We start from the raw sequence: 12,001 nt of genomic DNA, 5'->3' as shown, positions 1-12,001 counted from the left end.
TCATTTTTTCTTGTTTTAGATTTTCTTTGTGTCTGTGACTCCGTGGTTATTTTTTCACCACTAAGGCACGAAGACACTAAGTTTATATTTATTTTGTTTATGCCTCCATTCTTCTCTGTGCCTCTGTGTCTATGTGATTTGTTTTATTTTTCCACTACGGCACGAAAGCACAAGAAAAAAACATTTTAATTATCTCGTCGTTTCAAACTCAATACGTTTTTCATAATCTACACCTTGGAAAATTCTTTGAACAAAAATTCCAGGCGTATGAATTTGAGCAGGATCGAGCTCACCGGCAGGAACTAATTCTTCCACTTCGGCAATGGTTATTTTACCTGCCATTGCCATTGGCTGATTAAAATTATTAGCCGTATAGCGATAAATAAGGTTGCCCATGGTATCGCCCTTCCAAGCTTTTACAATAGCAAAATCGGCTTTAAGCCAAGACTCCAGCAAATGCATTTTGCCATCAAATTCGCGGACTTCTTTGCCTTCAGCAACTTCTGTTCCGTAACCGGCAGGAACAAAAAATGCGGGAATTCCAGCTCCTCCGGCACGAATACGTTCTGCCAAAGTTCCTTGCGGAATCAGATCCACTTCCAATTCACCTTCCAAAAGCTGACGCTCGAACTCCTTGTTTTCACCCACATAAGATGAAATCATTTTCTTGATTTGATGCTTTTTTAAGAGTAAACCCAAACCAAAATCGTCAACCCCCGCATTGTTTGAAATGCAGGTTAAATTGGTTAATCCACTATCAACTAATGCATTGATTGTATTTTCAGGGATACCACTCAAACCAAAGCCACCCAACATAAAAGTCTGACCGTTTTCCATTCCGGCGATAGCTTCTTTTGCGTTTTTTACTACTTTATTCATAGGTCTTATTTTTAAAAATGCTTTGCAAGCACATGCGTAAGTGCATTATTAATATTAACAGCCAATATAACGAGAAATTACCAAACGTTGGATTTCGCTTGTTCCTTCACCAATCTGCAATAAGCGCTGATCGCGATAAAAACGTTCAACGGGATAGTCTTTCATTAATCCATAACCGCCGTGAATCTGAACGGCTTCATCAGCCACTTCACGCGCAATTTCAGAGCAATACAATTTAGCCATTGCAGCTTCTTTAGCAAAAGGTTTTCCCTCATCTTTTAGCCAGCAAGCTTTGTAAAGCAAATTACGTCCAAGCTCAATTTTCATAGCCATATCAGCCAATTTAAAAGCATTGATTTGAAATTTGCTAATTGGTTTTCCAAACTGCTTTCTTTCGCCTGAGTAACGCAATGCTTCTTCAAAAGCACCTTGTGCTAAACCCAAACCCATAGCTCCAATAGATAAGCGACCGTTGTCCAATGTAGCTAACATAATATGCGAGCCCTCACCTACTTTTCCCAGTAAATTCTCTTCAGGAACTACACAATCATCAAAGTATAATTCCGAAGTATCCGAAGCGCGCCACATCATTTTATTGTGCATAGCTACACGCTTAAAACCTTTTGTTCCTTTTTCAACAATAATGGTAGTAAACTCTTTTTTTCCATCGGGAAAAGTTTTAGTAACAGCCTGTACTGTAGCCCCTAATGAAATATCGGAAGCTCCATTGGTAATGAATATTTTTGAACCATTAACAGTCCATTTTCCATCTTCTAATTTGGCGGTTGTTTTGCTACCACGAGAATCAGATCCTGCATCAGGTTCTGTTAAACCAAAAGCCCAAATTCCTTCACCCGTACAGAGCTGAGGCAAATATTTCAGCTTTTGTTCTTCTGTTCCGTAATAGTAAAGCGGTCCTATTCCCAATGAATTATGTGCGGCCAAAGTAGCCGCTTGCGAACCATCGACACGCGCCAATTCTTCAACAGCAATAATATAAGAAAGGGTATCTAGTCCTTGTCCGCCATATTTCTCAGGTAAATACATTCCAAACAAACCCAGCTCACCAATTTTCTTAGTTAAATCGTAGGAGAATTCTCCTCTTTCATCCAATCCTTGTGCAAGAGGTTTAATTTCACGCTCAGCAAAATCACGTACTGTTTGACGGATTAGTTCTTGTTCTTGACTTAATTCAAAATTCATTTTTATCTTTTTTCTGTTATAGCACAAGAAATATTTAAATTAGATATGCTATTGATTATACTTAGTTTTTTTCCAATTTTAATAATGCCATACTACCATCTACCATCTCACCCACAGCAACATTTAATTCTTCTACAACACCATTCCGAACTGCTAAAATATTATTTTCCATTTTCATTGCTTCTACAACCAAAAGAACTTCACCTTTTTTAACGGTATCACCAATATTCACCAAAACTTTAATCACTTTCCCGGGCATAGGCGATTTAACAATATCACCAACTTGATCCGATTCAGCAGCTTCATAAAAATCGGGAATTGATAAGACATCATCGCGCTTGAGCGCAAAATTATGACCTGAAAGCCCAATAATGGTATTATTCTCACTATCTTTTGAAAGGGTAAATTTATAACAATCATTATTGATAGCAAGCTGAATAAAGTTTGAATTGCGTTCTTTTATACAAACGTGATATTCTTCTCCTTGAATATGAAAGCACCCTCCTTTAACACTCCTTTCAATAATCTGAACCGAATACTTTTCTTCATCAAGCTTAATATTAATTTGCATACGCTGACGCCAATAACCTATGCTTCCCCAAATAGAATTATTTGTACTAAAAGCAAATTGATGCGCTAAAAAAGCGCTCATCAATACCGGTTTAGAAATAGCTTCTCTTTTTTCTTGAATGGATTGAATAAGTTTTTCGGATTGATGATCACAAAATTTAGTATCGATTTTATTATTTTGAAAATCTTTATTTTGCAATACACTAATCAAATAGGTAATATTGGTTTTAATACCATGAATATGATATTGCTCTAAAGCTTGAAGCAATCTTTTTCTTGCTAAATCGCGATCAGAATCGAAAGCAATTAATTTGCTAATCATGGGATCGAAGAAGCTTTTGACCTCAACGGGCTTTTCTATTCCGCTGTCTATTCTGATTCCTTCGCCTTGAGGTTCTTGATACAAAGTCATTTGACCAGGAGAAGGAAGAAAATCATTTTCAGGATCTTCAGCATAAATACGCGCTTCAACAGCGTGACCCGTTTGCTTTACTTCACTTTGCGAAAAACTCAAAACATTTCCAGCGGATACTAATAACTGCTCGCGTACAATATCTATTCCTGTCACCATCTCCGTTACGGGATGCTCCACTTGTATGCGTGTATTCATTTCGAGGAAATAATAATTCAGCTTATTATCGACTAAAAACTCAATTGTTCCCGCATTATCGTAGCCAATTGCTTTTGCAATTTTTACGGCTTCGGCTCCCATCTTTTCGCGAACCTCTTGGGTCAATGTTGGAGATGGAGATTCTTCAATTACTTTTTGATATCTACGCTGAATAGAACATTCTCTTTCGTAAAGATGAACCACGTTTCCGTGCTTATCACCCATCACCTGAATTTCAATATGACGAGGATTCTCTACATATTTCTCAACAAAAACTTCACCATCACCAAAATAAGCTTTTGCTTCTCTACTCGTAGATTCTATAGTGTCTTTTAAATCTTTCCAATCGTGAACAATGCGCATTCCTTTTCCACCACCACCTGCTGCTGCTTTCACCAAAACAGGCAACTCAATCGACTTAGAAGCCTCAAGCAAATGATTTAAATCTCCCGTATGTGCCTTCGTCATAGGAATATTCAAAGTCTCAACAAAAGCACGGGCTTCGATTTTATTTCCCATCAATTGAATAGCTTTAACCGATGGTCCGATAAATACAATTCCTGCTTTCTCACAAGCAGCAACCAAATTAGGGTTTTCAGCTAAAAAGCCATAACCGGGATGGATGGCTTCACTATTGGTTTCTTTTGCTACCGCGATAATTTTATCAACGTTCAAATAAGTTTCATCCAGTGCTGTATCGCCGATGCAATGTGCTTCATCAGCCATACGGATATGCAAACTGTCGGCATCAACTTTAGAATAGATGGCTACTGTTTGTATCCCCATCTTCTTCGCCGAACGTATAATTCTTACCGCAATTTCCCCTCGATTGGCAATTAATATTTTATTGAAAAGTTTCATTTCTGTTTCTTATTGTCTAAAAGTCTTATGTTTTTCCCTTTTTTATTTGAGCCTCTGTAGTTTTGTTTTTCACCACGAAGGCACAAAGACACGAAGTTTATTGTTGTTGCTTTTTATTTCTTATTACTCTTCAGTATTCTTTTTCCATTTTTGCTTTATATCTCTGTGACTCTATATTTTTTTACCACGAAGGCACAAAGACACGAAGTTTATTGTTGTTGTTTTTTATTTCTTATTACTCTTCAGTATTCTTTTTCTATTTTTGCTTTGTGTCATCGTGTCTCTGTGGTTTCTTTTTAATCACAAATCATTTACTCTACCCAGTTAGGTTTACGTTTTTCCAAAAAAGCAGCCATTCCTTCTTGGCCTTCTTCAGAAGCACGAATATCAGCTATCATTTTAGCGGTATATCCAATAGCATCTTGAAGCGTAAGCTTATTTGAAATATCATAAATAAGATTCTTACAATGACTCATTGCTTTTGGTCCACTCGTTTTTAGCAGAGCAATAACTTCTTCCAAATAGGCATCTAATTTATCCGATGCTAAAGATTTATTAACCAAACGGTGATAAGCAGCTTCTTCGCCTTTAAAACGTTTTCCCGTCAGCATCAATTCTTTAGAGCCGTATTCTCCTACTCTTTTAGTAACATAAGGAGAGATGCAAGCCGGTACAATTCCTATTTTTACTTCGCTTAAAGAGAAGGTTGTATTTTCATCGGCATAAGCAAAATCACAAGCAGCAAGTAAACCGTTGGCACCTCCTATTGCGGCTCCGTGAACTATGGCTATCGTTGGTTTTGGACAAGTATAGATTTCATAAAAGCATTTGGAAAGATTTAGACTTTCCTCATAATTATCTTCATAAGAATATTTGGCTACATTACGCATCCAATTCAGGTCGGCACCAGCACAAAACGATTTTCCTCTTCCCCGTAAAACAACAATTCTAACTTCATTAATATCCTTGATTTCTTTGAACATATCGATAAGCTCGGCTATCATTACTTCGTTAAAAGCATTGTGAATTTGAGGTCGGTTAAGCCAAATGGTCCCGACTTCGTTTTTTATTTCTAGTTCTATTGTTTCAAATTTCTTCATAAATATTTTTTATAGGCCACAAATGCACAAATTAAAAAAACTTGGCGACTCTACGGCTTGGCGAGAAAAAACATCACGCAAAGACGCCAAGACGCAGAGAATTACATTCTAAAAATACCGTATTTTGTTTCATCCCATTTCTTACTTAATGACATAGCAATTCCCATAGCCAATACTTTCCGAGTATCAACAGGATCAATTATTCCATCGTCCCACATACGGGCTGTGCTGTAATATGCAGAACCTTCTGTTTCGTATTTTTCTAAAATAGATTTCTTAAGCTTATCAATATCTTCCTGAGGCATTTCTTCACCACGCGCTTTGAGTTGATCTTTTTTCACCTGAATCAAAACATCAGCAGCTTGCTCACCTCCCATTACCGAAATTTTGGCATTTGGCCACATGAACAATAAGCGTGGATCGTAAGCACGACCAGCCATTGCATAATTACCCGCTCCAAAAGAGCCTCCAATAACAACTGTAAATTTGGGTACATTGGCATTGGCAACAGCGTGAACCAATTTAGCACCATCTCGGGCAATTCCTTTGCGTTCATATTCTTTACCAACGATAAAACCTGTAATATTTTGCAAGAAAATAATTGGGATATTCCGACTTGTACAGAGCTCTATAAAATGTGCTCCTTTTAAAGAAGTTTCAGAAAATAACACGCCATTATTGGCAATAATCCCTACGGGAAATCCCATTATATGAGCAAAACCCGTAATAATGGTTGGGGCATAACGCGCTTTAAATTCCTGAAATCGGCTACCATCAACAATACGAGCAATAATCTCACGCGCATCAACAGCCTTTTTTAAATCTACAGGTGCAATACCGTATAATTCTTTTGGGTCGTAATAGGGTTCTTCAACATCAACAATATCAAGCTTTTGCCTTTCCTTATTTTCGAGTGTTTCAAAAATATTGCGACAAATAGAAATTGCGTGTCTATCATCATCAGCAAAATGATCTGCAACGCCAGAAATACTGGTATGCACATCGGCTCCACCCAATTCTTCGGCTGTAACTTCTTCGCCGGTAGCAGCTTTCACCAAAGGAGGGCCACCAATAAAAATGGTTCCTTGCTCTTTCACAATAATGGTTTCGTCGCTCATAGCCGGAACGTAAGCTCCGCCAGCAGTACAACTTCCCATAACAATGGCTATTTGCGGAATTCCGGCAGCTGACATTCGTGCTTGATTGTAAAAGAAACGACCAAAATCAAAACGATCTGGGAAAACATTGGCTTGATCCGGAAGAAAAGCTCCGCCGGAGTCGACCATATAAACACAAGGCAAATGATTTTCCATCGCAATTTCTTGCGCACGAACATGCTTGCGAATAGTTTCTTTAATATACGTTCCGCCTTTTACTGTAGCATCATTAGCAATAATGATAGATTCTTTACCTTGAATAAGGCCTATTCCTGTAATAATTCCAGCAGAAGGAAATTGATTTTCATATAAGCCATTAGCTGCCAAAGTAGATAATTCCAAAAACGGAGTATTCTGATCAACTAAAAGGTTTATCCGCTCACGAGCCAATAGTTTACCACGCTTTTTATGCTTTAATACCGAACGATCATTTTCCCTATCTGTTGTTGCGGCAGTTCTTTCGCGAAACGTATCTAAAAGACTCTTAAAAGCTTTTTCGTTTGCTTGAAAACTATCTGATTTCGTGTCTATTTGTGATTTTATACGATACACTATTGTTTTATTTTAATTCCTTATCCAAAATTCGAGCTTCAAATGTAAACTTTTTCCTTATGTAAGCATAATAAAAATTCGACTTTTTTATAAAGATATTCGAACTTTAATGGTAATTTAAAGACCCTCTATCTTTAAACATTTAGTTTCTAAACATTTTAACTATTTACCAAATTCTTCCATTCTTCGAGTGTGAATACAGAGTTTAGGCGAACACCTTTTTCTGTTTGCTTCAGACTACAGCATTCGTTAAAAATATCGTGCTCAAAGAAAAGTGTATAATCATTTTCTACGGCCTCTTTGAAAAATAATTTTTTATCTTCAAGAGTGATTAGTGGGCGAGTATCGTAAGCCATAATCCAAGGCAAAGAAATATGTGCTGTTGATGGTAAAAGATCGGCCATATAAACAAGTGTTTTTCCTTTGTAATTGATATGTGGAATTATTTGTCCGTCGGTATGGCCATTAAACATTTTCAATAGAAAGCCCGGGTAAATTTCGCCTTCAGTTTTCACAATATTTAATTGTCCACTTTCTTGAATAGGTATTATATTTTCTTTTAGAAAGCTTGCCTTTTCCCTATTATTAGGATGAATAGCCCAATCCCATTGTGCTTTACTTACCCAGTATTTGGCATTTTTAAAAGCGGGAATCAATGCTGTTTTGCCATCATTCCATTTGATAGAGCCACCGGTATGATCAAAATGCAAATGCGTTAAAACCATATCGGTAATATCATCAGGTGTAAAACCATGTTTTGCCAAAGACTTCTCCAAGGTATCATCGCCATGCAAATAGAAATGCCCTAAAAACTTAGCATCTTGCTTATCGCCTATTCCATTATCGATCAATATTTTCCGATTTCCATCCACTACTAAAAGACAACGCATAGCCCAAGAGCAAAGGTTATTTTCATCGGCAGGATAAACTTTATTCCACATCACTTTGGGAACTACGCCAAACATAGCGCCACCATCAAGTTTAAAATTACCTGTTTCTATACTGTATATTTCCATCTTCCCTATTTTGAATGTCAAAGATAGAAATTGCTTTTAGATGACACAAAAATCTGCGGATTGAGTTTGTTAAAGAAGGTGAAAATTTAAATCACCACTATACATAAATAACAAAAACCAAACTTAGACTAAACTACTGATTAACAAACCTTTCTCTATTCCTTAAACCCTTTTATTATTTTTTCATCAGACTGAAACTTAAAACCTAAGCGTTTGGCTGTGCGCATAGAAAGACTTCGGGTACGTTCTCTAATATCATAAACACTTACCATTTTAACCGATTCAAAAGGAGGTAGAAGAAGATCGAAATTAATGGTGTATTCAATAGCAGAAGTTACTATTTCGTAAGCTGATTTTTCATCAAGAACCGACTGTTCAAAATTGTTAAAAATCATCCCTATTTCTTTCTTTCCTTCAATAAAAAAATGTTTTTCTTTATTTATAAAAACACGTCCAATTAAATAGCCCAAATCATTATCCCTATCGTATTTAAACGAATCTGCAATAAAATTATAAATATTGATAAGTCCACAATACGAGCGACTTTTATCTTGCTTAATATATTTTGTTCTCATAATTTCGTTCTGCCGCGGAATTTCAAATACATTGGTATGCATTAGGAAAACTAAAATATCACCGGCAAACTTTAATTCAAATTCAAACTCTCCTCTATCAGTAAATTCAAATACTATTTTATCCGAGTCTTTAACATCTGCGTATTCTGCCGTTAACTTTAAAACCTCTTGTTTAAAAAGGCTAAAAGACTCTAAGCTATTAGAATACACTTTCTGTTTTAGTATTCCTTTATTAATCAGCTGTTTAAATAAACTATTAGATTGAATATTCATAAGATATTATTTGGTAGTGAAAACATAAATTAGCATCTTTGTAAAGATAATCTTTATTTTTATTCTATTCCTTTATAGATGTTATCAAAATATTCATTTTAAAATTATATGCTATGAGCGTAACGGCAAATAATGAGTTTACAACCGAAGAGCTATTAAAAGAAAAACGTTATTTGGAATTATTAGCCGAGAGATTTCCCAGTATTCAGAAAGCCAGTATGGAAATTATAAATCTTGAAGCTATTTTGCGTCTTCCAAAAAGTACTGAGCATTTTCTTACAGATATACACGGAGAATACGAAACATTTACCCACGTACTAAGAAATGCGTCGGGAGTAGTTAGACGTAAGATTGAAGATGTTTTTGGTATGGCTTTACGTAAAAGCGAGAAAAATGCGTTAGCAACCTTAATTTATTATCCCGAAGAAAAAATGGAATTGATTCTTCAGGAAGAAAGCAAAGAAGATTTAGTAGAATGGTATATGATTACTTTGCAGCGCTTATCGATTATTGCGCGTGTTGCAGCTTCAAAATATACACGTTCAAAAGTTCGTAAAACAATGCCCTTAGCATATGCATATATTATTGATGAACTTTTAAACGAAAGTGGTCAAGAAAAGTATGAATACTACGATGGGATTATACGCACCATTATTGAAATTGACAGAGCAAAAGAATTTGTTATTGAGATTTCGCACTTTATTCAGCGCTTGATGATCGACAGACTCCATATTATTGGAGATATCTACGATCGTGGACCATCGGCAGAAAAAGTTATGGATGTATTACAAAATCACCATTCCGTAGATATTCAATGGGGAAATCATGATATTATTTGGATGGGAGCAGCAGCAGGTTGTAAAGCTCTTATTGCTACTGTACTTAGAATTAGTGCTCGTTATATTAACTTAGATACTGTAGAAGATGCTTATGGTATTAATTTACTCCCCTTAGCTACTTTTGCTATGGAATATTACGGAATTGATCCGGCAGATGTTTTTGAACCTAAAAGTACAGGTAATAAAAACGGAAAAAGTATTGAGTTAATTAAACAAATGCATAAAGCCATTGCCATTATCCAGTTTAAAATAGAAGCTCAAATAATAAAAGATAATCCACAGTTTGGAATGGAAGATCGCCTACTTCTTGATAAAATTAATTACGAAAAAGGCACAATAAATATAGATGGTAAAGAATATGAATTACTTGACACTTTCTTTCCAACAATCGACCCAAAAGATCCTTATAAACTTAGCAAAGCTGAAGACGAATTAATGGACAGACTACAGTCTTCTTTTAGAAAAAGCGAGTTATTACAAAAACATATAGAAGTACTTTACGCCAAGGGAAGCATGTATTTAACATACAACTCTAACTTAATGTATCATGGTAGTATTCCAATGAATGAAGATGGCTCTTTTTACGAGATGGAGATTGACAACAAAAAATATAAGGGAAAAGCTTTATTAGACAAACTGGATATTATCGCTCGAAGAGCATATTTTACTTGTAATAAAGCAAATGCCAATCCGGCAGATAAAGCTTATATGTGGTATTTATGGACGGGTCCATATTCTCCACTATTCGGAAAGGATAGAATGGCCACATTTGAAAGATATTTTATTGCTGATAAAAATACTCACGAAGAAAAACGCAATCCATACTACAAATACAGAAACGAGGTTGACACTTGCAACAAGATATTTGAAGATTTTGGTTTAGATCCCAAAATTTCTCATATCATTAATGGTCATGTTCCGGTAAAAGCTAAAAAAGGCGAAAATCCTATTAAAGCTAATGGAAAACTATTTGTAATAGACGGTGGCATGTCTCTACCATACCAAAAAGTAACGGGATTATCGGGCTATACTTTAATTTACAATTCCTACGGCTTGATATTAGTCGAGCATAAACATTTTAAATCTATCGAAGAGGCGGTAAAAAACAATCTGGATATTGTCTCAGCACGACAGATAATTGAAACAAATGCCCAAAGAAAACGTGTTGCAGATACAGATATCGGTAATGATTTAAAAGAACAAGTCGGTGATTTAAAGATGCTTTTAGCCGCTTACCGAAAAGGACTTATCAAAGAAAGAGTATAAACCTCAACACATAAGGTTGTTTTTCAACACCTTACACCCTTTAATAAAAAGGTAAAAAAAATTTGCGTAATGAACATATGTGCATTACTTTTGCAAACGAATCTCTTGTAAGAGAATAATATGCTTTAGAATGCCAAGACCAAAACGACATAGAAGATTACAAAAACCACCCGTTGGTTATGGATTTCGCCCATTAAGAAAAAATCTGGATGAAGATCAGGATATTCAACTATTTTTTGAAGAATATGAATCTCTACGTTTGGCAGATTATAAAGGGCTATCCCAAGAAGAAGCAGCTAACGAGATGAATGTCTCTCGTCCAACTTTTACTCGTATTTACGAAGCGGCACGAATTAAAATGGCCAAAGCTTTAATAGAAAACAGAGTGCTTAACGTAGCAGGTGGAAATGTAGTATTTGAGCACGAATGGTTCAGGTGTTTAACTTGCGACACAACTTTTAGAGGAACCATAAATAATACCGGAGAAAGTTGTCCCGTTTGTCATTCTAAAAATATAGAACATATTAATGGCACACTAAATAAGGCTGTTAATACTCCACCAAACCCACGAAATGCAATGGGCGATTTAGGTTATTGCATTTGTCCTGCCTGTGGCAGAAGACAAAAGCACCAAGCCGGAACACCATGTAAATCTGTTGTATGCAACGAATGCCAAGTACATTATGTGCGAGAGAATTCTGCACACTACACCAATATAAATAAAATTAAAAATCAACAAAAACATAAAAATTAAAATTATGAAAATTGCAATTACCTCTTTAGAAAACAATAAAGCTTCAAAAATGGATCCTCGTTTCGGACGTGGTGCTTTTTTTGCCGTATACGATTCAGAAAGCAAAGAATTTAATTTCTACGAAAATGAAGCTAAAGATGCTTCAGGAGGAGCTGGTCCAAAAGCAGCTGAACAAGTAGTAAATTTAGGTGTAAACAAATTATTATCTTCTGATTTTGGTCCAAAAGCTAAAGCCGCTTTAGAAAGTATGGGTATCGAAATGCTTTTATTCTCTGATAATGAGAAAACAGTAGAAGAAATATTATTAGAAAATTTATAGATAAATAAAATACCGTATCAATTAAAC

10 protein-coding genes are annotated in these 12,001 nt (G+C 35.7%); 3 read left to right on the top strand and 7 right to left on the bottom strand.

Going from position 1 to position 12,001, the window contains the following annotated elements; all coding sequences use genetic code 11:
• Nucleotides 1-189 precede the first annotated feature (189 nt).
• From J7K39_06450 to J7K39_06420, 7 genes are all read right to left on the bottom strand, one after another.
• Nucleotides 190-879 carry a CoA transferase subunit A gene (locus J7K39_06450; protein ID MCD6179527.1) on the bottom strand — a complete coding sequence of 230 codons (690 nt, stop codon included), beginning with the start codon at nt 877-879 and terminating at the stop codon, nt 190-192.
• Between the two features lie 54 nt (nt 880-933).
• The gene (locus J7K39_06445; GenBank protein MCD6179526.1) at nt 934-2,082 is read right to left on the bottom strand and encodes an acyl-CoA dehydrogenase family protein; all 1,149 of its coding nucleotides are present in this window, start codon (nt 2,080-2,082) and stop codon (nt 934-936) included.
• Between the two features lie 61 nt (nt 2,083-2,143).
• Nucleotides 2,144-4,123 carry an acetyl-CoA carboxylase biotin carboxylase subunit gene (locus J7K39_06440; protein MCD6179525.1) on the bottom strand — a complete coding sequence of 660 codons (1,980 nt, stop codon included), beginning with the start codon at nt 4,121-4,123 and terminating at the stop codon, nt 2,144-2,146.
• A 311-nt stretch (nt 4,124-4,434) separates the two neighbouring features.
• Nucleotides 4,435-5,223 carry an enoyl-CoA hydratase/isomerase family protein gene (locus J7K39_06435; GenBank protein ID MCD6179524.1) on the bottom strand — a complete coding sequence of 263 codons (789 nt, stop codon included), beginning with the start codon at nt 5,221-5,223 and terminating at the stop codon, nt 4,435-4,437.
• Nucleotides 5,224-5,324: 101 nt separating this feature from the next.
• Nucleotides 5,325-6,932 (bottom strand): acyl-CoA carboxylase subunit beta, encoded by a 1,608-nt coding sequence (locus tag J7K39_06430; GenBank protein MCD6179523.1) that lies wholly within the window; start codon nt 6,930-6,932, stop codon nt 5,325-5,327.
• 158 nt (nt 6,933-7,090) lie between these two features.
• Entirely contained in the window at nt 7,091-7,948 is an 858-nt protein-coding gene (locus J7K39_06425) for an MBL fold metallo-hydrolase (protein MCD6179522.1), read from the bottom strand.
• A gap of 155 nt (nt 7,949-8,103) precedes the next feature.
• On the bottom strand, nt 8,104-8,796 hold the full coding sequence (locus tag J7K39_06420) for a hypothetical protein (GenBank protein MCD6179521.1): 693 nt from the start codon (nt 8,794-8,796) through the stop codon (nt 8,104-8,106).
• 113 nt (nt 8,797-8,909) lie between these two features.
• Here J7K39_06420 and J7K39_06415 point away from each other — a divergent pair, with 113 nt between their 5' ends.
• The 3 genes from J7K39_06415 to J7K39_06405 all read left to right on the top strand — a co-directional run bounded on the left by J7K39_06415 (nt 8,910) and on the right by J7K39_06405 (nt 11,974).
• Nucleotides 8,910-10,901, top strand: coding sequence for a fructose-1,6-bisphosphatase (locus J7K39_06415; GenBank protein MCD6179520.1), 1,992 nt, complete (start codon nt 8,910-8,912; stop codon nt 10,899-10,901).
• A gap of 130 nt (nt 10,902-11,031) precedes the next feature.
• Entirely contained in the window at nt 11,032-11,655 is a 624-nt protein-coding gene (locus tag J7K39_06410; protein ID MCD6179519.1) for a DUF134 domain-containing protein, read from the top strand.
• A gap of 4 nt (nt 11,656-11,659) precedes the next feature.
• Nucleotides 11,660-11,974, top strand: coding sequence for a NifB/NifX family molybdenum-iron cluster-binding protein (locus J7K39_06405; GenBank protein ID MCD6179518.1), 315 nt, complete (start codon nt 11,660-11,662; stop codon nt 11,972-11,974).
• Nucleotides 11,975-12,001: the final 27 nt, after the last annotated feature.

It is taken from the genome of Bacteroidales bacterium, assembly GCA_021157585.1.
In the GTDB taxonomy this organism is placed as follows: Bacteria; Bacteroidota; Bacteroidia; order Bacteroidales; family UBA12170; genus UBA12170.
The sequence above is the reverse complement of the archived record's forward strand: the minus strand, read 5'-3'. Positions and strand labels throughout refer to the sequence as shown.

Bases quoted from the DNA above. Each gene is read 5' to 3' on its own strand.
- J7K39_06450 (MCD6179527.1), bottom strand. From the start codon at position 879: ATGAATAAAGTAGTAAAAAACGCAAAAGAAGCTATCGCCGGAATGGAA.
- J7K39_06445 (MCD6179526.1), bottom strand. From the start codon at position 2,082: ATGAATTTTGAATTAAGTCAAGAACAAGAACTAATCCGTCAAACAGTA.
- J7K39_06440 (MCD6179525.1), bottom strand. From the start codon at position 4,123: ATGAAACTTTTCAATAAAATATTAATTGCCAATCGAGGGGAAATTGCG.
- J7K39_06435 (MCD6179524.1), bottom strand. From the start codon at position 5,223: ATGAAGAAATTTGAAACAATAGAACTAGAAATAAAAAACGAAGTCGGG.
- J7K39_06425 (MCD6179522.1), bottom strand. From the start codon at position 7,948: ATGGAAATATACAGTATAGAAACAGGTAATTTTAAACTTGATGGTGGC.
- J7K39_06420 (MCD6179521.1), bottom strand. From the start codon at position 8,796: ATGAATATTCAATCTAATAGTTTATTTAAACAGCTGATTAATAAAGGA.
- J7K39_06415 (MCD6179520.1), top strand. From the start codon at position 8,910: ATGAGCGTAACGGCAAATAATGAGTTTACAACCGAAGAGCTATTAAAA.
- J7K39_06410 (MCD6179519.1), top strand. From the start codon at position 11,032: ATGCCAAGACCAAAACGACATAGAAGATTACAAAAACCACCCGTTGGT.
- J7K39_06405 (MCD6179518.1), top strand. From the start codon at position 11,660: ATGAAAATTGCAATTACCTCTTTAGAAAACAATAAAGCTTCAAAAATG.